This window comes from Ureibacillus galli (assembly GCF_014836845.1).
Lineage (GTDB): Bacteria > Bacillota > Bacilli > Bacillales_A > Planococcaceae > Ureibacillus > Ureibacillus galli.
Map to the genome: position 1 here is coordinate 116,823 of NZ_JACSQA010000003.1, position 23,353 is coordinate 140,175.

Here is a 23,353-nt window from a genome sequence, read left to right on the forward strand (position 1 = left end):
TTCATCACCCTATATATCGAGTCAAATTGTTCAAAATGTCAGTAACATATGCTGTCATTTGAGAAATCATCCAAGGTCCGAAAAAAATAATAGCCACTAAGACAGCGACAATTTTCGGTACAAAAGATAAAGTTTGCTCTTGAATTGATGTTGTTGCTTGGAATATACTGACAATCAAACCTGAAATAAGCGCAATCAGTAACAATGGTCCTGAAACGATAAGGACAATCCATATAGCTCTCTCTGCAATTGCAATGACCATTTCTTGGCTCATTCGTATCATCCCCTAAAAACTTTGAAGTAGAGACTTGATGACTAAATACCATCCATCTACTAAAACAAATAATAATATTTTAAACGGTAGCGATATCATAACTGGTGGCAACATCATCATCCCCATTGACATAAGGACACTAGCTACTACCATATCAATCACTATAAAGGGAATAAAAATCATAAACCCTATTTGAAAAGCTGTTTTTATTTCACTTAAAGCAAAGGCCGGGACAAGCATTGTTAACGGAATCTCTTCCACCGAAGCTGGTCGTTCTGCCTCATTGTAATCTAAAAACAACTCTAAATCTTTTTGCCTCGTATGTTCGGCCATAAATTCCTTAAAAGGTAAGGAGGCTCGGTCATAGGCCTCTTCTAATCCAATTTCTTCATTAAATAATGGCTGTAAAGCTTGTTCATTTACCTCTTGGAATGTTGGTGCCATAATGAAAAACGTTAAAAATAATGCTAATCCTATAATTACTTGGTTTGGCGGCGATGTGTTAGTTGCTAATGCCGTTCTCGTAAAGGATAGAACGATTACGATCCGCGCAAAGGATGTCATTAATATCAGAATACTTGGTGCTAACGATAAAACGGTTAAAACTAAAAGTAATTTAACTGAAGTGGAAACATTCGTTGGATCACTTTCAGAAAAGAATGAAATAAAATCTTCCATTATTTATCTTTCTCCTTTTCCTTCCATTTTTCCAACTCCGTCTGACGAGTTTGTTTAATCTCATTCAACCGTTTATTTAACAAAGATTTGAAATTGCTGTTCATCGATTGATCACCATCTGTGGATTCCGCTTCTCGTTTATTACTTTTCAACTTATTTACTAACTCCAAAATGTAAGGCTTAGTTGAAACAAAGCTTTGTTTTTCATTAAAATATTGCACCAATTGTTGAACTTCTTCTTCATCGTGAATTTCTTTTAAAAGTTGAACATCCTCACCAACACCAACTATGTATAATTTATCACCAATATGGAGGAGTTGAACGGACTTTTGTGGTCCAACTGAAATTCCACCAATATTGCGAACAAGACTGTTTTGTTGATAAGTACTACTTTTTTTATTAATAAATTTTAAGACAAATACAAGTAACCCCAACACAAATATTAGGCAGATTAACATTTTAAAGTATTCCCATACTCCCAATCCAACATCTGCCGAATCAGATTGTTCTTCATCGGCAGATGACTTTGAATCATCACAAAGGTCAGGATCTTGTAAACATTCGTCTGTAATCATTTGATTACCTTGACTTGCATTGGCAAAATTCGCTGGTGTAATAAACAGGAATACCATTAAGATAGGAATCAATATCCGAAATTTTGCTAATTTTTTTCCATTCATACGATCAACCTAATGCTTTTTGAATTGCTTCAATTACACGATCAGCTTGGAATGGTTTTACGATAAAGTCTTTCGCACCTGCTTGAATCGCATCAATAACCATTGCTTGTTGTCCCATCGCTGAACACATAATAACGGTTGCTTTTGGGTCAGCAGATTTGATCGCTTTTAAAGCTGCTATTCCATCCATTTCCGGCATTGTAATATCCATTGTTACTAAGTCTGGTTGTAATTCGTTGTATTTTTCAACCGCTTGTGCACCATCAGCAGCTTCTCCAACTACTTCAAAACCGTTTTTTGTCAAAATGTCTTTAATCATCATACGCATGAATGCAGCATCGTCAACTATTAATATTTTTTTAGACATATAAATTCCCTCCAAATTTCTATTTTAAATGATTTAATCGTTCGCTTTGGCTCATAATATCCGTAATTCGAACTCCAAAGTTTTCGTCGATTACAACCACTTCACCTTTCGCAATTAAGCGACTGTTTACTAGAATATCTACTGGTTCACCTGCTAATTTATCTAATTCAATAATTGAACCTGAAGCAAGTTGTAGTATTTCTTTTACAGAATGTTTCGTACGGCCTAGTTCAACCGTTACTTGTAAAGGAATATCTAGTAACATATTTAAATTGCGAGCTTCATGTTGTGTCATATTCGCATTCTCAAAGGATGCAAATTGAGCTTGTTGTACATTAACCGGCTGTTGCGGTGGCTGATAAGGTGGCATCCCATAGCCATAGTTTGCCGGTTCCTGATAAGTTGTAGCTGCTTGTTGTTGATAAACAGGCGGCTGCTGAGAAACAGGTTGTTGTGGCATTGCTGGCTGCTGCTCAGCAACAGCTGGTGCTTCTTGTACAACCTGTTGCTGTACTTGAGGTTGACTAACAGATTCTTCTGGTTCCTCATTCAATAATGTTTTAACAATTTTCTTCCCAAATTGAAGCGGGAATAATTGCATTAAGTTTGAATCGATTAATTCTCCAATTTTTAATCTAAATGACACTTTCACTAAAAGATCTTCATCCGGTATTCGTTCATTTCCTTCATTTTGAGGAATATTTAAAATATCGATAGTCGGTGGTGATATATCTACCTTTTTATTGAATACGGTTGACATTGAAGTTGCTGCAGAACCCATCATTTGATTCATAGCTTCTTGTACAGCACTTAATTGAATTTCGCTCATATCTTGATTTGGATTTAAACCATCGCCACCAAGCATCAAGTCAGCAATAATCGCTGCATCAGATTGTTTAATGACCAATAAGTTCATCCCTGACAAACCTGTTGTATATTCCACTTGTACCGCCACGTATGGTTGTGGAAATTCTTCTTCTAATCGATTTCTATTAATCATTGAAACGACAGGAGTTGTAATATCTACTTTCTGACCTAATAAGGCAGATAAGGCAGTTGCTGAACTTCCAAAGGATATATTCCCTACTTCTCCTAAAGCATCTTGTTCAATTGAACTTAAGTAGTCTTCAACACGAAGTGGTGTCCCATCTGTAGTAGTTTCAGTTGCAGAGTCGTTATCGTCTAACGATTCGCCCCTTAATAATGCCTCAATTTCTTCTTGGGAGAGCATACCATCACTCATCTTCGTCTCCTCCTTCCAAAGGGTCGATAATTTGGATTGCCATTTTTTTGTTTCGTTTTCCAGGTTGTACTGTAAATTTAGGAATACTTCCAACCTTTAAAATAAGAGGTTCGTCTATTTTTTGATCTAATTGAATAATATCTCCTCTACTCATATAAAGGAAATCCTCCACCGTTATATGAGTTGTACCAAGTTCAGCGATTACCGGTAACTCCGCTTGTTTGATTCGCTTTTCTAACATTTGAGACTGTTCAGGGGAAGCTTCTTTTGTATTCGATTGCATCCAATATTGAACAGACAAATTATGAATAATAGGTTCCAAAACAACATGAGGGATACAAATGTTAATCATACCTGTTGTTTCCCCTATAATCGTATTTAAAGAAATCACAACGACCGTTTCGTTTGGTGAAACCATTTGTAAAAATTGCGGATTGACTTCAAGTTCAACGAGAACAGGGTCTATTTCTGCGATAGTCCCCCAAGCCTCCCGCAAATTATCAAAGGAGCGTTCAAATAAGCTCGTCATAATTTTTTGTTCTATTTCTGTTAAATTGTCGACATTACTATAGCTTGAACCACTACCACCCATTAAACGATCCAACATGGAGTATGCGATATTCGGATTAATCTCCATTAAGATATTACCATCTAATGGTGGTACTTCAAATACATTGATTAAAGTCATATTTGGAATTGACCTTACAAACTCTTCGAATGGAATTTGGTCAGCTGATGCAACGGTAATTTGCACATATGTTCTTAACTGTGCTGAAAAATATGTCGTTAATAATCTCGCAAAGTTTTCATGTATTCGGGTCAAACTTCGGATTTGATCCTTCGAAAAACGAAGAGCACGTTTGAAGTCGTAAACTTTCACTTTTCTTGTTTCTTCTTCCTTTTTCATGTCATCCGCTGACATTTCACCCGTTGATATTGCTGAGAGCAGCGCGTCAATTTCGGATTGGGATAAAACATCTCCTGCCATTTGCCCACCTCCATTTCAAGATTTACATAGTTCAATTGAATCCCATTTACTGGATGATGTAGGAGGTAATGTAAACTTGTTGAACTTCACCATCTTGCATCAATTCATTTATTTGGGTTTTTATTGTCGATTCAAAGGTTGCTTTCCCTTGCTTCCCGTTTAAATCTTCTTTTTTCATTTCTGAAAGCTGCTCAATCACTAAGTTTTTCGTTTGGAAATCTCTTTTCGTTAGTTCTTCCGCAGCTTCTTTACTATCTGTTTGGATTTTAAGAGATAATCTGACAACACTATTGTCAGCCAAGTTTGTCGTTAACTCCGGAACATCCACAGCTGCCTCCAAAATTTCATCAATGGAAGGCTCTTCAGGTTCAGCTGTTTGTTTATTCAACTGTGTTAATAAGACAAACAAAACAACTCCTATTAACGTAATTGTTACTAATATAATAAGCATTATGGTTAATAACTTATTTTTCTTCATCGTTATCACCTCGTAAATGGGGGTTGGATAATACTTGGATATTTCTATAAAAATGAGCTACTCTATTTCGTATTTCTTCCTCACTTTCTAACACAATAAATTTACGCCCGGTCGTGAGCGTTATCGTTGTGTCAGGAAAAGCTTCCACTGATTCTATGTATAAAGCATTTAATGAAAAAGGTTTACCATTCAATCTTGTCAATTCAATCATTGAAATGGGGCCGGGTCTTTTGAAGAGTACCGGCCCGACCCTCCTTTACAATGAAATTAGTATTCTATCTTTAACGTTTTAAGTTTACAAGTTCTTGTAAAATCTCATCGGAAGTAGTAATAATACGAGAGTTCGCCTGGAAACCACGTTGTGTAACAATCATTTCCGTAAATTCCTCTGAAAGGTCTACGTTTGACATTTCTAATGCACCAGATGCAATCGCTCCAATACCTTGTTGAGTAGCTATTTGTACGCTTGGATCTCCAGAGTTTTGTGTCATTTGGTAGTAGTTATTCCCCGTTTTTTCAAGACCACCGGCATTTGGGAACTTTGCCAATAATAATTGTCCAGCAAATTGAAGCTTACCATTTACATCAACATATGTAACGGTACCATCTTGTCCAATACTCATCGATTGTGCATTTGTTGGAACTTTAATTGGTCCGTAACCATCTACATCGATTGCACCGCCTTCATAAAGACTATCAGTCCCAATTGCAGCAGTTGCCTCCGCTTTATCCGTTTCTGCATAACTTACAGAATCTTCTACCACTTGATCATAAAGTTGGTCATTTGATACACCTACTAAATATTTACCATCTGAATTTACTAAGTAACCGTTACGATCCATATAGAAATTTCCTGCACGTGTGTATAGGACATTATTAAATCCAGAATCCGCTGCTATTTCTCCATCCGCATTTGGTGCTTGTGTGGAATCCCCTACCATAAAGAAACCGTCACCTGAAATAGCTAGGTCCAGCGTTCTTGCAGTTGTTTGAAGGGAGCCAGTTCCATGAATCGTGTCAATCGCAGCAATTTGCGCCCCTAGACCGATTTGTTTCGCATTCGTACCACCTGTTGTTCCCGTAGGACCAGATGCACCAGCAGTCGTTTGTGAAATTAAATCTTTAAATACGACACGCCCTTTTTTGAAACCGTATGTATTTACGTTTGAAATATTGTTCCCGATTACGTCAAGCTTTGTTTGGAAGTTTTTTAAACCAGAAATACCTGAATACATAGAACGTAACATAAGTAATTGTTCTCCTCTCGTTTTCCAATTAATTTAATGTGTTGCTTCTGTCATTCAGCAACACTAGGCATCCCTAACCATTAGTTAAAAACTAATTCGGTCCAGCCTATTGTTTAAAGTACAATTGTTCCATCAATATTTGTAAACAATTGGTTCTTTGCTTCTGTGCGTTCCATCGCTGTAATAACTGTTGCATTTTTTGCACTTACAATCAACGCAGCTTGCTCCATCAAGACTAACGGTTGATTCACACCTTTTGCACGGGCTTCAAAAACTTTGTCCGATACAACTCGCCATTCTTGTTCAGAAATTTGAATATTTCTTTCTGTTAATCTTTCATTAGCATGTTTACTAATTTTCAGCTCTCGATTGCTTGTAGCTGCTTCTTGTAAATGGCTTATAAAAGATTGTTTAGATTTGGCCGAAGCTGTATTTGTAGGCGGAACTTGAACTGTTGGTTGTAATGGCAAGTGTTGAATTCCAATACGATTCACCTTTATCACCAACCTTATTCATTTATCAATTCAAATTCATCTCTTTGCAATCTTTGGCCATTATTTAAAATATACTCAATTAACGTATTATTCGTTGTAACTGATTCGATTCTCGCTTGAATCGTTTCCCCATTTGATGAATATTGAATCGTTTGTCCAATTAATTTACTTGCTTTGACTAATGGATTCTCCTCTTCAGTACTTGAAGTCGAATCCGTATTTAAGATAGATGAAATATTACCAGCTGTAATTTCTTTCCCATCATCTAATATGAAGACTGCTTGTCCATCAACAAACTTCATTTCATTAATAACACCTGTACCTTCATTAATGATGTAATTACCTTCTTCATCTTTTTTATCTGTAATCTCATGCCATTTAACTTCTTTTCCAATAAACGTTGTATATGACATCAATTGCGTTTGAATTTGAGACATTAATAAGTCTTCCATTGCGGTCGTCATATTTTGCATTTGTTCTAATGAAGAAAATTGGGCCATCTGTGAAATAAATTCTTTATCATCCATCGGTTGGGTTGGATCTTGGTTTTGTAATTGGGTGATTAAAATTTTTAAAAAGGCGTCTTTACCTAGACTCGAATTATCACCCGTTTCACTATATTTCGTTGTCGGGGTTGGTGTTAAATAGTAATCATTTGTAATACCTTTAGTAGCCATTTGTTACACCTCCTCATCTATTAAATAATCTTGAAAGGACTTTTTATCTTGCTCTTCTTGTTCGTCCTGTTCCATATCCTCTTGTTCAGATTGTTGCTGTTTAAACAGGTTTCCGAATTGATTTTGATCGCGAGCGTTGCGGTCCGTTTCTTGCAAACTTTGAGCGATATCAATTCGATCCATTTGAATATTTTGTTGAGCAAAGGCTGTTTTTAATTGATGCAGCTGGCTATCAAGCAGTTCTTTACCGATTGCCGTTGATGTTAGTAATCTAGCAGATAAAACACCATCTTGTTGCATCAGTTCTATTCGAATGGAGCCTAAATTTTCAGGATAAAGCTTTAATAATAACTTCATTGTTCCTTGATTATTAGAAAATTGACTTCGGTTTATTAAATTTTGAATTTCTTTTCCTAAAGCCTCCGATTGAGCTCCCTTTTCCACAGGAAGTTGAATATTGAAGGTTTTAGTACTATTCGTTGTTGTTGTAATAGTTGAAATCGAGCTTTGAGCAGATTCATGATTTTGAGCATTTTTCACTTGTTTAACAACCTGTTCAAATCCTTCAGATGACACATTGTTCGTTACAGATGTTTCTACTTTTTGTGTCGTCAAAGTCTGGTTTGTAGGCTTTTTAATAACCTGATCATGGACTTGTTGATTGAACAATTTCAACGCTTCCGTCAATTGAGTCATTTTATTTGATTGAACTCCTAGCAAATCGGAATGCCTACCAACGACTTCAGTTAATTTTAATAGTTGTAATAATTTTTCGGCTTGTTTCGATGTAACTTCATGTTCACCTTGGATTGCAGCTATTAATTGTTGAATGAGCACTGGACCTTCCTCTACTACAGTGTCTATTAACTTCCATAGATTGTTAGTGTCAGACATGTCATTCCCTGTTACTTGTTGCATAACCTCTACCAATTCATTTTCATCGATATTTAATACAGAAAGTAAATCCTCTAAATTCATCAGTTCGTCAATCGCTACCGCTTTTCCATCTTCACCGGTTTGAACCATTAATAACCCCTCATCATGGGAAATTCCTAACAAATCTAATATCTCATTAGGAGATTGGGATTCTAATAATTCAGCTATCTTTTGTAAGTCAACAGATTCTGTCCCTTCCTTTGGGGTACTCTCCTCTGTTGAAGATAAAACTGCTTTTTGAAATATATCACCAAAGCTATCATTCTTTGTCACTTCGGATTGGGTAACAGTTGATGATTTAGATGATACTGACGGAGTCAAATTCGAACTCTTTGTCGGATTTGTAAGCTGCATTATTCCAATATTCATTGTTTCACCTCCTTCATCTACAGGTACTTATTATTTCGATAATAGTTCCGTGTAGCGAGCCGCATCAGCTGGTTCCATTTTTGATAGAATTGCTGATAACGTTTCTGGTTGCATATTCGATAAAATCTTCAACGCTTCATCATCATTCATTTCCACAATAATTGGCGCTGCCGATTTCGCCGACATTTCCTCATAGGATTTTAAAATATCGTCAAATTCCTTTTGGGTCTCACTTTGTTCCCGTTGTAACTTTTCAATTTCATATTTTAACTGTTCTTTTTCAGCTTCGTCGGTTTGTTTTTCATCTTTTGCTGTTTGTAACTGGGATTGAAGCTGTTCAATTTCCGCCTCTTTTTCCTTCACTTGTGCTTCCAATTCAACAATTTTTTGATCATAATTTTTTGTTGTCTCTTCAGTTGAAACCTCTTCTGACTTAAATGAATCGATGAGTTCTGATGCTTTTTCAAAGACATTAAAATTCGTAAAAGAAGCAATCCCTAGTAAAATCGCAATAACAAATAACAATGGAATAAAAACTAAATAAAATAATTTTTGAAAAATACCAGGGGATTTTTCTTCTATTTGTTGATTTGTTTTGTTTTTATTCACTTTTTCTTTTGCCATGAAATCACCTGATTTCTTTCTTAAAATACTGAAGAGAGGAGAGTTCATCTAATTGAAGCATCTCCATTCGCTCTTCATGAATCTTATGCGTTTCAAAATCTTTCTCACGCATTTTTTCAAATTTCCGTACTTCTAAATTTTTTTCCAGTAACTTTTGTTCATGCCAATTCATTTTGGCACGTGCTTGAACCACTTTCTTTTGAACGTCTGCTATCGTATGTTCTAGACTATCGATGAAAGTTGAAAAATGGTATATTTCATCAATCGTTGCCCCAACTGTTAGCCGTTCATTTTGATAAGTAATTAAATCTTCTTTTTTCTTTAGTAATTCATATAATCTTGTAGCCACTTCTTCAAAGTCTCTTACCGATTCTTTGTATGCTATTTCCGTTTGTTGTTTTTCTTGTTCCCGTAAAGTTAAAACTTTCTCAAAACGATATGTATATTGAACCATTACTTCCCACCACCATTTGATAAAGTTATCATTTCATTAACAGTATGTTGAAGTGAAACTTTTTCTTTATAACTTTGTTTTAAAAAGTTCGTAATAAGTGGCTCATATTGAATGGCTTCATCTATTTCCTTTGATGTACCTCTTTTATATGCTCCAATATTGATTAGATCTTCTGATTTTGCATACGTATAATAGAGCTCTCTCAATCGTTCCGCCGCTTTTACATGCTCAGGATGTGAAATATGATTCATTAAACGACTTACACTTTTTAAGACGTTAATAGCAGGATATTGACCTTTATTTGCCAATGATCGATCTAAAACAATGTGACCATCAAGTATTCCTCGTACCGTATCGGCAATTGGCTCGTTCATGTCGTCTCCATCAACTAATACAGTATAAAAAGCTGTAATCGTCCCATTTAAATTAGTACCTGTACGCTCCAATAGTTTTGGAAGTATGGAAAAAACGGAAGGGGTATATCCTTTCTGGGCAGGTGGTTCTCCTGTTGCTAAGCCAATTTCCCTTTGAGCCATTGCAACCCGTGTAACGGAATCCATCATTAACATGACATTTAATCCCCGGTCTCGAAAGTACTCAGCAATAGCTGTCGCAGTAAATGCACCTTTTATACGCATTAAAGCAGGTTGATCACCCGTAGCTGCAACGACAATCGAACGTTTTAATCCTTCTTCACCTAAATCTCTTTCGATAAATTCTCGAATTTCCCGTCCCCGTTCTCCTATTAGAGCAATGACATTAATATCGGCTTGCGTATTACGAGCAATCATTCCGAGCAACGTACTTTTCCCAACACCAGATCCAGCGAATATTCCGACACGCTGACCACTCCCAACAGTTAACATACCGTCAATTGCCTTCACGCCTACTTCAAGCTGTTCATGTATTGGTGGTCTTGTTAACGGATTTGGTGGTTCTTTGTCCGTTTGAACAGTGACTAACCCTTTCGGTAGGTTCGATCCATCAAATGGATTCCCCATCGAATCTAATACTTTTCCTATTAGTTCGGGGCCTACTTTAATTTCAAGTGGTTTACCAGTCCCTTCTACAAGACAACCAATTGAAATTTCTCGGATGGATGTATAGGGCATCAAAATGACAAATTCATTATTAAAGCCAACTACTTCAGCTAAAATAACTTGGTGTCCGTTTTTAGATGAATTTACATGAATTTTACAAACATCTCCGATGGAACTTTCAGGACCTTGGGACTCAATCATTAATCCTACAACTCGGTTGACTTTACCAAATTTCTTGAATGTTTCAACATTTGGAATTTTCTTTATTAATTGAGCCGCTTTCATCCTATCATTCCTTACATTCTAAAATTTCGTTTAGCTTTATGCGAAGTACGTTTAACTGCTCATCAATTGACACGACAATTCGTCCGTGATTTGTTTCAATATAGCCATCCGTATGATTTAAATCTTCATCTACGAAAATAAGAAATGGAACATCGGTTGGAAACATTCCTACTAACTCATCCCGATTTTGTGTTACCAATTGATGATAAGTTGGTGGAACGTATAATTTAATTTCTTTCATTTCACGAGCTTCTTTCAGCCCTCGCTTAATGATGGATAAATAAACATTTTCATCTTTTTCTAAAGCAGTTCCTATAATTCGTTCTGCAGCCGTTAAAGCAATTTCTAAAATAACCTGCTCTTGTTCTTCTATATACTTCTGAGCATTAAGGCGGGAATCTTCCACTACTTCATTGGCTACTTTCAAAGAATGTTCCATATCCGCTTGGGCTTTTTTCATTCCTTCTTCATAACCTTTTTGGAATCCTAAGTCATAAGCATTTTGTTCAATAACTAATTTCTCTTCTTCCCATAATTGCTTAGCTTGTTCCAAACTTTCCATTTGCTCTTGACGATATTGTTCAAACTCTTGTTTATGCTGCTCGATTTGTTCCATTGCTTGGGAAATTAATCGTTCTCTCTCAGCGTAAACGTCCGAAATAGTCATTTTCTTTTGTTGAATCGGATTTCCATCTTCGAAATCGACTGTAAACAGATTTCGAAGTTGGATTTCAACATCTTTCTTCTCTGGTTGGACGGCAGTTGAACGGATGATTCTAGACAATGACGTCATCTCCTCCACCACGTGCGATAATGATTTCACCTGCATCTTCTAATCGACGAATAACACCAACAATTCTAGATTGCGCATCTTCCACATCGCGAAGACGAACAGGTCCCATTATTTCCATTTCTTCTTTAAATGTCTCTGCCATACGTTGGGACATGTTATTGAAAATAATCTCCTTCACTTCTTCACTACTTACCTTCATAGAAAGAAGTAAATCTTCATTTTCACAATCCCGAATAACTCGTTGAATTGAACGGTTATCCAACGTAACGATATCCTCGAAGACAAACATTCTCTTTTTAATTTCTTCAGCAAGCTCTGGATCTTGTATTTCAAGGGCATCAAGAATTGTTTTTTCTGTTTGCCGATCAACACCATTTAACACTTCAACTACTGCATCTACGCCACCTGTTTCAGTGTAGTCTTGAGTTACAGTCGAAGACAATTTACGTTCTAATACAGATTCAATCTCGCTAATCACCTCAGGTGAAGTTGAATCCATCATCGCTATTCGTTTAGCAATATCAGCCTGTACCTCTTGTGGTAAGGAGGATAAAATAACTCCCGCTTGCCCTGGGTCCAAATAAGATAAAATTAACGCAATTGTTTGTGGATGTTCATTTTGAATAAAGTTAAAAATTTGTGCAGGATCGGCTTTTCTAGCAAAATCAAAAGGTCTTACTTGTAAAGAAGAAGTTAAACGGTTAATAATTGCTTGCGCCTGTTCTTCTCCTAGTGCCTTTTCTAAAACCGTTTTTGCGTAACCGATTCCACCTTGTGAGATGTAATCTTGAGCTAAAGCTATATTGTGAAATTCTTCGATAATGTCTTCTTTAATACTAGGTTCAACTTTTTTTACACTTGAGATTTCTAACGTAAGACGTTCGATTTCTTCTTCATTTAAATGTTTGTAGACAGAAGCAGAAACTTCTGGTCCTAGAGAAATTAACAGTAAAGCTGCTTTTTGTTTCCCTGTTAACCCTTTTTCTTTCTTGGACAAGGTCGAACCCCCCATTAATCTTCAGTAATCCAACTTCGCAGTAGTTTAGCAAAGTCTTCTGGTTTTTCTTTCGCCATTTTTTCAAGCTGTTTACGGCGAATTGTACCTTCAGTTTCTTTTTCTTCATTTATATCATCTACGATCAAATCTTCTTGTTCTTCGATAATCGTATATTGTTCTTCCTGTTCTCTTCTCTTCTTCGAACGAATAATGAAGAAAATCAATAATAAAATAACCGCTAATAAAATTCCACCAACAACCCAAATCCACCAAGGAATCATTGGAGTTTCTTCAACAGCTGTAGCGTCATTACCATAAAATGGCTGGACAGAAACAACAATTTTTTCATCTATTTGTTCATCCGTTAATTCACCAGCTGCTTCTTTATCGATCGTTGTGCGTACAATTGTTGAAAGTATTTGTTCGATATCTCCTCTTACATCTTCGGATAATGATGCCGCATCATCTGGCACCGGTGGTTCAACCATCACTTGAATGCCGAGGTCACGAATTTTATATGGACTTTCTTGGATTTCTTTTGTAATTCGATTGACATCGTTATTAATCGTTTCTTCTACTCGTTCGTATGTTCCGTCTCCACCAGTTACTTCATTGTAATTCACAAAATTATCAGTACCAGCTTCCGCTTCAGGTGTTCCAGAAGCTGCATCCATACCGGAATAAGTTTCAGTAATTCTTTGAGCGCTTATTTCAATACCTTCCATATTTTCTTCATTTACAGGCACAACAAGATTTTCTTGACGATTTTCCTGTTTAAAGTCGATATCAGTTGTAACAGAAACGACGATTTTGTCATTCCCCATTAAGGTACCTAACATTTGTTGAACTTGTCTTTGCAGATCACGTTCAATAGATTTTTTCACTTGCATTTGTCCTTCAACCGAATCAACAGACCCTGAACCATTAGAAGCTTGTTCCAAATCAAAGTACTCCGAATATTGGTTAGTAATGACGATATTATCAGTACTTAAATTGGGGATACTTTTTGAAACTAGATTATATAAAGTGGTAATTTGTTCATCACTAAATTGATGACCAGGTTCAGTATCCAATACGATAGAAGCACTCGCCTGTTGTGTTGCATCATTTACAAACACACCTTGTTCAGGCATCGTAATCATGACATTTGCGTTTTTAATACCATCAATCGTTTTGATTAAGTTTTCCAATTCTGTTTGAGTTGCTGCAAGATTAATGACATTAAATTCATTATCTGTCATCCCGAAACCAGCATTTGAAGTAAAGAATGAAGTATTAATAGCACCCGAATCTGGATATCCTTGAGCTGCAAGGGAAACCGTTAATGAGTCCACTTGTTCTTCTGGTACTAAAATATTCGTCCCACCAGGGGCTATTTCATATGTAACTCCTTGTGCACTTAATACTTCTGCTATTTCTCCAGCTTCACTAGCTGATAGTTCCGTAAATAGTGGCACCATCGTTGTTCTAGTTAAGAAATATGTAAGTATACCAGCTAGGGCAACAATACCGATTAATGTACCGAATATTGCCCCCTTTTGTTTTTTCGTTCGACTCTTCCAAAATTGGGTAGAGTCTGATTTCACTTTTGAAAGTCGTTCATTCATTATGTATCCTCCGATTATTGTGTATACACCAACAATTTATCGTCAAGATTTAAATAGTCATGCGCATAATTTCTTGGTAAGCTTCTACTGCCTTGTTGCGTACCTCCATTGTCGCGTTTAAACTAACACTCGCTTTTTGTGCAGCAATCATTACTTCATGTAAATCAACATCTTCACCTTTGATCAGTTTTTCTGTCATAGCATCTGATGCTACTTGTTGATTGTTTACAGATGCAATGGCATCCTTTAATGTATTAGCAAAAGATTGTTGTGCCTCATATGACGTTGTCGGAGTTGTTAACTTTATTTCATTTACTTGTGATTGTGTAGGCATAAAAGATACAGGATTTATCGCCATAATAACCACTCCTCTCTACTCATCTTATTTCCCTATTTCCAAAGCTTTTGTCAACATCGATTTATTAGCGTTAAACACCGTAACGTTTGCTTCATAAGAACGAGTCGCAGAGACTAAATCGACCATTTCTGTTAATAAATCGACATTTGGCATTTCCACATACCCTTCTTCATTGGCATCTGGATGAGTTGGGTTATATACTAATTTAAAGGGAGTTTCAGTGTCATCATTAATCCTTGTAACTTTCACTCCATTTCCAGCATTATCCTCATTGCCCATTGCAATATTCAGAAAACTAGAAAACTGACCATTATCTTCAGTTAATGTTACCGATTTGCGACGGTACGGCTCCCACTCGCCATTTACTTGTCTTGCCCGGGTTGTATCAACGTTAGCAATATTAGATGAAATTACGTCCATCCGTAAACGTTGTGCTGTTAAAGCGGATGCCGTTGTATTCATACTAGAGAATATAGACATCGTTATTTACCTCCCTTAATGACATTATTCAGCGTATTAAATTTACTAGAGATTCGTTCAACTAACGCATTATAGTAAATTGTATTTTCAGCTAAACTTGCTTGCTCCGCATCCATATCTACACCATTCCCATTACTACGATAGTTAAAATTCTCATAACTATAGACACCTGGAGAAGATGTTTTTATATTGAAATCATAATGTCTTACATCCGTACGATTTGCGGAAATTGTCTCACTTTGCGCATCCGTCAACATTTGCTTAAAACTGACATTTTTCGCCTTGTAGTTCGGTGTGTCAACATTTGCTATGTTTTGAGCAATCGTTTTATTTTTCAACGAAGCGTAATTTAGACCATTTTCTAAACTACTAATAGTTCCTCCGAATAAGCTCAAACTCTTTCACCCCAAGTTTTAAATTTATATTACAAAACATTTCAGTTTAATAACTTCATTTTAATGTATACTATTACTTAAGTCTATTAACATTTAGTGTTTTTTTATAGTAAATAGGGACTATTTTTATTTAAAAACCGCAACAAAATATTTACAAATTACTAACTTACTACTCAATTCGACACTTTTTGTCAGATTTTACAATTTAATAACAATATTAGAATTATTTAGAAAATTATTATATTGCACTATTTGTAAATTTCTCCTACAAAAAAATAAGGTTCTATCTCAAAAATGAGACAGAACCTTATTTTTTTAGTTACGATTATTTCATTTTAATTTCAGCTAATGCAGCTAAAAATTTATCATTTAATACTTTAATATAAGTACCTTTCATCCCTAAAGAACGAGACTCAATAACACCAGCTGATTCTAATTTACGTAATGCATTAACGATTACTGAACGCGTGATTCCAACGCGATCCGCAATTTTAGAAGCAACTAATAACCCTTCGTTACCATCAAGCTCTTCAAAGATATGTTCAATTGCTTCTAATTCACTATAAGATAATGAATTGATCGCCATTTGAACAACAGCTCTACTACGTGCTTCTTCTTCAATTTCTTCCGATTTTTCACGTAAAATTTCCATACCAACAACTGTCGCACCATATTCAGCTAAAATTAAATCGTCATCCTCAAAACTATCTGTTAATCTTCCTAAAATTAAAGTACCTAATCGTTCTCCACCACCGATAATTGGAACAATTGTCGTTAAACCATTTTCAAATAAATCACGATTTTCTGTTGGGAAAACAGTATGTTCACTATTAATGTCAATATTAGGTGATGTTTCTGTTATTTCAAATAAGTGTTGAGTATAGTCTTCTGGGAATTGACGTTCTTCAAACATTTTTTTCATACGAGCATTTTCAATTTGTTGATGAATGGAAATACCCAAAAGTTTCCCTTTTCGGCTCACAATAAATACATTACAGTCTATTATATCTCCAAGTGTTTCTGCCATCTCTTTAAAGTTTACTGGCTTCCCAGCTGACGCTTGCAACATAGAGTTAATCTTACGAGTTTTTGCTAATAAATTCATTTTAAATAAATCCTCCTAATAGGGTACATAAATTAATTCACTTAATATTCTAAAGGTTCCTAAAATTTATTGTAACTAATTCAGCTTGAATTATAAGATAAATTGTGACAAATCTTTGTTTTTCGATATTTTTTCCAATTTTTTATCGACATATGCAGCCGTAATTTCAATATGGGCTGGCGAAATTTCGGATGCTTCAAAGGACAACTCTTCCAATAAACGTTCCATTATTGTATGAAGTCTTCTTGCGCCTATATTATCAGTTTCTTGATTCACTTCCGTTGCAATTTCGGCAATACGGTCAATTGCATCATCAGTAAAGTTAATCGTAACCTCTTCCGTTTCTAATAGTGCCTTATATTGCTGGATAAGCGATTGATCTGGCTCTTTTAATATCCGTACAAAATCTTCTTTCGTTAACTTATCAAGCTCAACACGAATTGGGAAACGACCTTGTAATTCAGGAATTAAATCACTTGGCTTTGACATATGGAAAGCACCGGCTGCAATAAATAACATAAAGTCCGTTCTTACCGTGCCATATTTTGTCGTTACAGTGGAACCTTCTACTATCGGTAAAATATCCCGTTGAACGCCTTCACGAGACACATCAGCAGAAGATGATCCACGACTTGCAATTTTGTCTATCTCATCGATAAAGATGATTCCTGATTGTTCTGCACGTCTGATCGCTTCTTGGGCTAACTCATCCGAATCAATTAATTTATTGGCTTCCTCCACAGTTAAAATACGGCGGGCATCCTTTACTTTCATTTTGCGCTTTTTCGCTTTTTTCGGCATAAGATTTGATAACATATCTTGCATACCTGAAGAGCCCATATCCATTCCCATTCCTGGCATTAATTCAAAGAAAGGCGTGTTTTGTTCCGTTACTTCCACTGTTACGAGAGTATCTTCCAGTTTACCCGCTTTTAAGTCTTCTGAAACTTGGGAGCGTTTTGAACGAATTTCGGTTTCTTCATGACTTGTGTCTTCATCGGGTTTGTCATTTTTTTGGCCAAACAGCATTTCCAATGGATTTTGAGCCATTTTCGATTTCACCTTAGAAGGGACAAGTAATTTCACAAGAGCTTCATTTGCATTTTGCTCTGCCACATCTTTTACCGCTTCCATCATTTCATCTTTCACAAGACGTCTAGACGCTTCCACAAGGTCTCTAACCATCGATTCTACATCGCGGCCTACATAACCCACTTCCGTAAACTTAGTCGCCTCTACTTTAATAAAAGGAGCATTGGTTAATTTCGCAATTCTGCGAGCGATTTCCGTTTTCCCAACACCAGTTGGTCCAATCATTAAAATGTTCTTCGGAATAATCTCATTTTGCATTTCTTCGCTTAATAAAGAACGGCGATAACGATTTCGAAGAGCGATGGCTACAGCACGCTTCGCATTATGTTGCCCAACTATGTGACGATTTAATTGTTCTGTAATCTGTCTTGGCGTTAAATGTTGTTGTGTCATTCTTCTAGCGCCTCCACGATAATATTATGGTTTGTAAACACACATATATCTGCTGCTACGGTTAATGCCGCTTTAGCAATCTCACTAGCCGTTAAATGGTCCCCTGCATGTTGTTTTAATGCTCTCCCAGCAGCTAGAGCATAGTTACCACCCGAACCAATGGCCAATATACCATCATCAGGTTCGATAACTTCCCCAGTTCCTGAAATGAGTAATAAAGTTGATTTATCCATCACTAGAAGAAGTGCTTCCAATTGACGTAACATTTTATCGCCGCGCCATTGTTTTGCAACTTCTACCGCAGCTCGTTGTAGATTACCGTTATATTCATTCAACTTCGCTTCGAACATTTCAAATAACGTGAACGCGTCAGCTACAGACCCAGCAAATCCAGCTAACACTTTCCCATTGAATAGACGTCTGACCTTTCTGGCAGTATGTTTCATCACTACTGAATTTCCTAACGTAACTTGACCATCTCCTGCCATCGCACAATGTCCATTATGGTGAATAGCAAAAATGGTGGTCGCATGAAATTGTTCCATTATTATTCCTCCTCAAAAGCTCGTGGATGAGTATTCATATAAGTATTTCGCAAATGTTCTTTTGTTACATGGGTATAAACTTGCGTTGATGATAAACTGGAATGTCCAAGTAATTCTTGAACCGTTCTTAAATCTGCTCCATGATTTAATAAATGTGTCGCAAAGGAATGCCGTAGCATATGTGGATATATTTTTGTATGCATGGAAGCATTTTTAATCATCTCTTCAAGTATGTAACGTACACCACGGGGAGTAAGTTCGCCTCCTCGCATATTTACAAATAACTTATTATGCTTTTCACTCTTCATAAGTTTCGGACGCACTTCTTCTATATACTTGCTTAAAGCCTCATGTGCATATTGTCCGAATGGAATAATTCGTTCTTTCCGACCTTTTCCCATCACTCGAATAATCGAGTAGTGAAAATCAAGATCTTCTAGTTCAATCGATGTACACTCACTAACACGAATCCCTGTTGCATAGAGTAATTCAAGTAAGGCCATATTGCGAATAGATTTGTTATCGGTTCCTACATTTCTCTCGAACAGTTGGGAAAGCTCCTCTTCGTAGAAAAAGTTAGGTAAGCGCTTTTCTTTTTTGGGATGGTATAGTGATCGGAATGGAGAATCATCTAAGTTAAACTCACGATTTAAAAATTTAAAGAAAGACCGAATCGATGAGATTTTTCTAGAAATTGATGTTCTAGCTTTCTTTTCATCATATAATTTTGTGATATATAGTCGAGCATGGATATATTCCACCTCTTCTAGGTTTGTTATACCTTCTGAATTTAAAAAGCTAAGAAAATCTTTTAGATCAAACTCATACTCCCGAACAGTATGTACGGAAAAGTTTTTTTCGAGTTGAATATAACGGAGAAACTGATCCAAAGCGTCTGTGAATTTGACCTGCATCGCAATACACCTCCAATCAATTAAGTGGAAAAGCCATTTGTTAATTTGTATCGCGTCTGCATTAATAAAGAAGGTTGTTATAAACGTTCAACTACAACTTTTTCATATTTTATAAAAAACGTCCAACAATGAGACTATACCTAACTCGGAAATATATCAAGTATTTTAGTAAATAAAATTTGTAAAATTTGCGTATATCATTAACAATTTAGTAACAAAACGATGGATACTTATTGTGTTATTAAAAATGTACACAAAAGAAAATACCCCATAAATTATAACAATTTATGAGGTATATAAGCAATTATATCGTTTGAGAATTCACAAAATTTTGAATTGTTGTTAAAGCTCGGTTAGCGTGGCGCTCAGCTCGTTCTTGTTTTGATTTAATTCTTTCGCCTAATTCAGGGAAAATACCGAAGTTGACGTTCATCGGTTGGAAGTTTTTAGAATCCGCTTCTGTAATATATCGGGCCATACTTCCCAATGCTGTTTCAAATGGGAAAATAATTGGCTCCTGACCTAAAGCAAGTCTTGCTGCATTGACACCTGCAATTAAGCCACTTCCTGCAGATTCCACATATCCTTCAACACCAGTCATTTGACCAGCAAAGAAAATATTTTCATTTGCACGTAATTGATACGTTTTATTTAATACAGTCGGAGAATTGATGAAAGTATTACGATGCATCACGCCATAACGGATAATTTCCACATTTTCTAGGCCCGGGATCATTGAAAATACCCTCTTTTGTTCTCCCCATTTCAAATGAGTTTGGAATCCTACAATATTATATAAAGTTCCAGCTGCATCGTCTTGACGTAACTGTACTACTGCGTAAGGACGTTTCCCTGTTCTTGGATCCTCAAGACCAACCGGCTTCATTGGTCCAAATAGCATTGTTTTTTCACCGCGAGATGCCATTACTTCAATCGGCATGCATCCTTCAAAATACTTTTCTTTTTCAAATTCTTTTAATGGTGCACATTCAGCGGAAATTAGAGCTTCACGGAAAGCATCAAATTCTTCCTTTGTCATCGGACAATTTAAATAAGCTGCTTCCCCTTTGTCATAGCGAGATTTCAAATAAACTTTGTCCATGTTGATGCTGTCTTTTTCAACAATCGGAGCTGCTGCGTCATAGAAGTATAAGTATTCTTGACCAGTTAGTTCTTTAACTTTCTCAGCTAATGCCGGTGAGGTTAATGGACCTGTAGCTATAACAGTAATCCCTTCAGGAATTTCTGTTACTTCTTCATTAATAACTTCTACTAATGGATGATTTTTAACTGTTTCTGTCACATAGCCAGCAAATTCATGACGATCCACAGCTAGTGCACCACCAGCAGGAACAGATGCATTATCCGCCGCTTTAATAATGACAGAATCCATTATTCGCATTTCCTCTTTAATAACACCAACAGCATTTGTTAAAGCATTTGCTCTTAATGAATTTGAACAAACTAGTTCTGCAAATTTATCTGTATGATGTGCAGGTGTTTGTTTAACAGGACGCATTTCATATAAACGTACCTTCACACCTCGTTTAGCAATTTGCCAAGCCGCTTCACTACCAGCAAGACCTGCGCCGATTACATTTACAATTTGTTGTGTCATTTTACTACCATCTTTCTATCATTGTGTCGGTGCTTCTTCATAGTCACAATTTGTACAATGAATTTGAATACCTTTTTTAATCTTTTTCTCTACTAATAATGCACTACATTTTGGACAAGGTCTACTAATTGGCTTATCCCATGAGACAAAATCACACTCTGGATATGTGTTGCATCCATAGAAAATTCGTTTCGTTTTACTTTTTCGCTCTACGATTTCTCCCGTATCACAATTTGGACATTTTACACCAATTGGTTTCATTATCGCCTTTGTATTGCGACATTCTGGGAAATTAGAGCAAGCCATAAATTTACCGTATCTACCTAGCTTATATACCATTGGTGAGCCACAGTTTTCACAATCCTCACCAGCAGGTTCATCTTTAATTTCGATTTTTTCCATTACCTCATCGGCATGTTTTACATGTTTTTCGAAATCTTTATAAAAATCATCAATAATCTTTACCCAGTTGATTTGACCTTCTTCAATTTTATCAAGATCCTCTTCCATTTTTGCCGTAAACTCGATATTAATAATTTCGGGGAAGAATTCTACCATAAACTGATGAACAATTTCACCAAGTTCCGTTGGGACAAATCGTTTTGCATCTAATTGAACATAGCCTCGTTTTTGAATAACATCCAATGTAGGTGCATAAGTCGAAGGTCGGCCGATTCCTAGTTCTTCCAACTCTTTTACAAGACGTGCCTCCGTAAAACGTGGTGGAGGCTGAGTGAAATGTTGTTTCGGTTCAATTTCTAACGATTTCACCGTATCTCCGACTTCCATTTCAGGCAACAATTTTGTTGTTTCTTCCGAATTATCATCTGTTCCTTCAATATACAGCTTCATAAAACCAGGGAATTTTACATAGGAACCATTTGCTCGGAATTGAACATCACCATTCACTAAATCAACCGATACTGTATCTAAAATTGCAGGGGCCATTTGACTAGCAATGAAACGTTCCCAAATTAGACGATACAGGCGCAATTGATCTCTACTTAACACTTCTTTTAATTGATCAGGAGATCTCATTACACTTGTCGGTCGAATCGCTTCATGGGCATCCTGTGCATTCGTCGATTTTTTTGCTTGTTTCTGCTCGAAGGCAATATAGTCTTTTCCATACTTTTCATTAATGTAATTCGTTGCTTCAGCTTTCGCACTGTCGGATATCCGAGTTGAGTCAGTTCGCATATATGTAATTAACCCGACAGTACCTTCTTTTTTTCCTATATCGATACCTTCATATAATTGTTGTGCTAACATCATCGTTTTCTTAGCACGGAAATTTAATTTTCTTGCGGCTTCCTGTTGTAAAGAAGATGTTGTAAAGGCAGGTGCTGCATTACGTTTTCGTTCTTTCTTCACGACATTTGCCACTTGGAATTCGTCATTTTTCAAACTACTTAAAACGGCTTTCACCTGTTCTTCATTTGAAAGCTTTACTTTTTCTTTGCCGTTTCCGAAGTATAATGCGTCAAACTGTTTTTTTCCTTTTTCGAAATTACCTTCGATTGTCCAATATTCTTCTGGAACGAAATTTTTAATTTCTTCTTCTCGATCAATAATTAGTCGAAGGGCTACAGATTGAACACGTCCTGCAGATAATCCTTTTTTCACTTTTTTCCATAGGATTGGACTAATGTTATATCCTACAAGACGATCCAAAATACGTCTTGCTTGCTGTGCATCGACTAAATCCATATTGATAGACCGTGGATTTTTAAAGGAATCCAAAATAGCATCTTTTGTAATTTCGTTAAATACGACACGACATTCTGAATCCAAATCAATATTTAAAGCTGTTGCTAAATGCCATGCAATTGCTTCACCTTCGCGGTCTGGATCGGCTGCGAGATAAATTTTCTTTGCTTTTTTTGCAGCTGTTTTTAATTCCTGTAATACTGGACCTTTTCCGCGAATGGTAATGTATTTCGGTTTATAATTATTTTCCGTATCAATTCCTGTTTGACTTTTTGGTAAATCAATCACATGACCGATAGAAGCTTTTACTGTATATTTTTTTCCTAAATATCTTTCAATTGTTTTTGCTTTTGCTGGTGATTCTACAATCACTAAATAATCTGCCATCTATATACTTCCCCCTTGTAGAGGTAAATTGTTCATATTGAATGCGTTTTAAACGCTGAATGTTAATTCCTCAAAAATAATACCTGTTGCAAAATGTATAACAGTTTTTCTTAGAATGCAACTTT

At 36.2% G+C, this 23,353-nt stretch carries 27 protein-coding genes; all 27 read right to left on the reverse strand.

Annotated elements, in window-relative coordinates; translation table 11 throughout:
* Positions 1 to 4 precede the first annotated feature (4 nt).
* Positions 5 to 274, reverse strand: coding sequence for a flagellar biosynthesis protein FliQ (fliQ, locus tag H9636_RS03710; RefSeq protein ID WP_191706295.1), 270 nt, complete (start codon positions 272 to 274; stop codon positions 5 to 7).
* Between the two features lie 12 nt (positions 275 to 286).
* A complete protein-coding gene (fliP, locus tag H9636_RS03715; protein ID WP_191706296.1) occupies positions 287 to 952 on the reverse strand; it encodes a flagellar type III secretion system pore protein FliP in 666 nt (221 codons plus the stop codon).
* Entirely contained in the window at positions 952 to 1,632 is a 681-nt protein-coding gene (locus H9636_RS03720; protein ID WP_225230058.1) for a flagellar biosynthetic protein FliO, read from the reverse strand. The genes fliP and H9636_RS03720 overlap by 1 nt, the downstream gene beginning before the upstream one ends.
* A 4-nt stretch (positions 1,633 to 1,636) precedes the next feature.
* The gene (locus H9636_RS03725; protein ID WP_122970367.1) at positions 1,637 to 1,999 is read right to left on the reverse strand and encodes a response regulator; all 363 of its coding nucleotides are present in this window, start codon (positions 1,997 to 1,999) and stop codon (positions 1,637 to 1,639) included.
* Positions 2,000 to 2,018: 19 nt separating this feature from the next.
* Entirely contained in the window at positions 2,019 to 3,242 is a 1,224-nt protein-coding gene (gene fliY, locus H9636_RS03730; RefSeq protein WP_191706297.1) for a flagellar motor switch phosphatase FliY, read from the reverse strand.
* Positions 3,235 to 4,230 carry a flagellar motor switch protein FliM gene (fliM, locus tag H9636_RS03735; protein ID WP_191706298.1) on the reverse strand — a complete coding sequence of 332 codons (996 nt, stop codon included), beginning with the start codon at positions 4,228 to 4,230 and terminating at the stop codon, positions 3,235 to 3,237. The genes fliY and fliM overlap by 8 nt, the downstream gene beginning before the upstream one ends.
* Before the next feature lie 46 nt (positions 4,231 to 4,276).
* Complete coding sequence (gene fliL, locus H9636_RS03740) at positions 4,277 to 4,708, reverse strand: flagellar basal body-associated protein FliL (RefSeq protein ID WP_191706299.1); 432 nt, start codon at positions 4,706 to 4,708, stop codon at positions 4,277 to 4,279.
* A complete protein-coding gene (locus H9636_RS03745; protein ID WP_191706300.1) occupies positions 4,695 to 4,919 on the reverse strand; it encodes a flagellar FlbD family protein in 225 nt (74 codons plus the stop codon). The genes fliL and H9636_RS03745 overlap by 14 nt, the downstream gene beginning before the upstream one ends.
* Before the next feature lie 70 nt (positions 4,920 to 4,989).
* Positions 4,990 to 5,955 carry a flagellar hook-basal body complex protein gene (locus H9636_RS03750; protein ID WP_191706301.1) on the reverse strand — a complete coding sequence of 322 codons (966 nt, stop codon included), beginning with the start codon at positions 5,953 to 5,955 and terminating at the stop codon, positions 4,990 to 4,992.
* A gap of 113 nt (positions 5,956 to 6,068) precedes the next feature.
* Positions 6,069 to 6,434, reverse strand: coding sequence for a TIGR02530 family flagellar biosynthesis protein (locus H9636_RS03755; RefSeq protein WP_404817736.1), 366 nt, complete (start codon positions 6,432 to 6,434; stop codon positions 6,069 to 6,071).
* Between the two features lie 29 nt (positions 6,435 to 6,463).
* Entirely contained in the window at positions 6,464 to 7,126 is a 663-nt protein-coding gene (flgD, locus tag H9636_RS03760) for a flagellar hook assembly protein FlgD (RefSeq protein ID WP_191706303.1), read from the reverse strand.
* Positions 7,127 to 7,129: 3 nt separating this feature from the next.
* Entirely contained in the window at positions 7,130 to 8,431 is a 1,302-nt protein-coding gene (locus tag H9636_RS03765) for a flagellar hook-length control protein FliK (RefSeq protein ID WP_191706304.1), read from the reverse strand.
* A gap of 30 nt (positions 8,432 to 8,461) precedes the next feature.
* Positions 8,462 to 9,055 carry a MotE family protein gene (locus H9636_RS03770; RefSeq protein WP_191706305.1) on the reverse strand — a complete coding sequence of 198 codons (594 nt, stop codon included), beginning with the start codon at positions 9,053 to 9,055 and terminating at the stop codon, positions 8,462 to 8,464.
* A gap of 4 nt (positions 9,056 to 9,059) precedes the next feature.
* Positions 9,060 to 9,509: a flagellar export protein FliJ gene (gene fliJ / locus H9636_RS03775; protein WP_191706306.1), complete on the reverse strand. Its 450-nt coding sequence runs from the start codon at positions 9,507 to 9,509 to the stop codon at positions 9,060 to 9,062.
* A complete protein-coding gene (fliI, locus tag H9636_RS03780) occupies positions 9,509 to 10,834 on the reverse strand; it encodes a flagellar protein export ATPase FliI (RefSeq protein ID WP_191706307.1) in 1,326 nt (441 codons plus the stop codon). The genes fliJ and fliI overlap by 1 nt, the downstream gene beginning before the upstream one ends.
* A gap of 4 nt (positions 10,835 to 10,838) precedes the next feature.
* Positions 10,839 to 11,627 (reverse strand): flagellar assembly protein FliH, encoded by a 789-nt coding sequence (fliH, locus tag H9636_RS03785; protein ID WP_318240988.1) that lies wholly within the window; start codon positions 11,625 to 11,627, stop codon positions 10,839 to 10,841.
* Positions 11,611 to 12,624 carry a flagellar motor switch protein FliG gene (fliG, locus tag H9636_RS03790; RefSeq protein ID WP_122970356.1) on the reverse strand — a complete coding sequence of 338 codons (1,014 nt, stop codon included), beginning with the start codon at positions 12,622 to 12,624 and terminating at the stop codon, positions 11,611 to 11,613. Before fliG ends, fliH begins: the two co-directional genes overlap by 17 nt.
* Before the next feature lie 14 nt (positions 12,625 to 12,638).
* The gene (gene fliF / locus H9636_RS03795) at positions 12,639 to 14,231 is read right to left on the reverse strand and encodes a flagellar basal-body MS-ring/collar protein FliF (protein WP_191706309.1); all 1,593 of its coding nucleotides are present in this window, start codon (positions 14,229 to 14,231) and stop codon (positions 12,639 to 12,641) included.
* A gap of 49 nt (positions 14,232 to 14,280) precedes the next feature.
* Positions 14,281 to 14,589 (reverse strand): flagellar hook-basal body complex protein FliE, encoded by a 309-nt coding sequence (gene fliE / locus H9636_RS03800; protein WP_191706310.1) that lies wholly within the window; start codon positions 14,587 to 14,589, stop codon positions 14,281 to 14,283.
* A gap of 24 nt (positions 14,590 to 14,613) precedes the next feature.
* A complete protein-coding gene (gene flgC, locus H9636_RS03805; RefSeq protein WP_191706311.1) occupies positions 14,614 to 15,069 on the reverse strand; it encodes a flagellar basal body rod protein FlgC in 456 nt (151 codons plus the stop codon).
* 2 nt (positions 15,070 to 15,071) lie between these two features.
* Positions 15,072 to 15,464, reverse strand: a complete 393-nt coding sequence (flgB, locus tag H9636_RS03810; protein ID WP_191706312.1) for a flagellar basal body rod protein FlgB — start codon at positions 15,462 to 15,464, stop codon at positions 15,072 to 15,074.
* A gap of 325 nt (positions 15,465 to 15,789) precedes the next feature.
* A complete protein-coding gene (codY, locus tag H9636_RS03815; protein WP_122970351.1) occupies positions 15,790 to 16,569 on the reverse strand; it encodes a GTP-sensing pleiotropic transcriptional regulator CodY in 780 nt (259 codons plus the stop codon).
* A 90-nt stretch (positions 16,570 to 16,659) separates the two neighbouring features.
* Entirely contained in the window at positions 16,660 to 18,054 is a 1,395-nt protein-coding gene (gene hslU, locus H9636_RS03820) for an ATP-dependent protease ATPase subunit HslU (RefSeq protein ID WP_191706313.1), read from the reverse strand.
* The gene (gene hslV / locus H9636_RS03825) at positions 18,051 to 18,599 is read right to left on the reverse strand and encodes an ATP-dependent protease subunit HslV (RefSeq protein ID WP_122970349.1); all 549 of its coding nucleotides are present in this window, start codon (positions 18,597 to 18,599) and stop codon (positions 18,051 to 18,053) included. The genes hslU and hslV overlap by 4 nt, the downstream gene beginning before the upstream one ends.
* 2 nt (positions 18,600 to 18,601) lie before the next feature.
* The gene (xerC, locus tag H9636_RS03830; RefSeq protein WP_191706314.1) at positions 18,602 to 19,513 is read right to left on the reverse strand and encodes a tyrosine recombinase XerC; all 912 of its coding nucleotides are present in this window, start codon (positions 19,511 to 19,513) and stop codon (positions 18,602 to 18,604) included.
* Positions 19,514 to 19,817: 304 nt separating this feature from the next.
* On the reverse strand, positions 19,818 to 21,131 hold the full coding sequence (gene trmFO / locus H9636_RS03835; RefSeq protein WP_191706315.1) for an FADH(2)-oxidizing methylenetetrahydrofolate--tRNA-(uracil(54)-C(5))-methyltransferase TrmFO: 1,314 nt from the start codon (positions 21,129 to 21,131) through the stop codon (positions 19,818 to 19,820).
* A gap of 18 nt (positions 21,132 to 21,149) precedes the next feature.
* Positions 21,150 to 23,228, reverse strand: a complete 2,079-nt coding sequence (topA, locus tag H9636_RS03840; RefSeq protein ID WP_191706316.1) for a type I DNA topoisomerase — start codon at positions 23,226 to 23,228, stop codon at positions 21,150 to 21,152.
* Positions 23,229 to 23,353 lie beyond the last annotated feature (125 nt).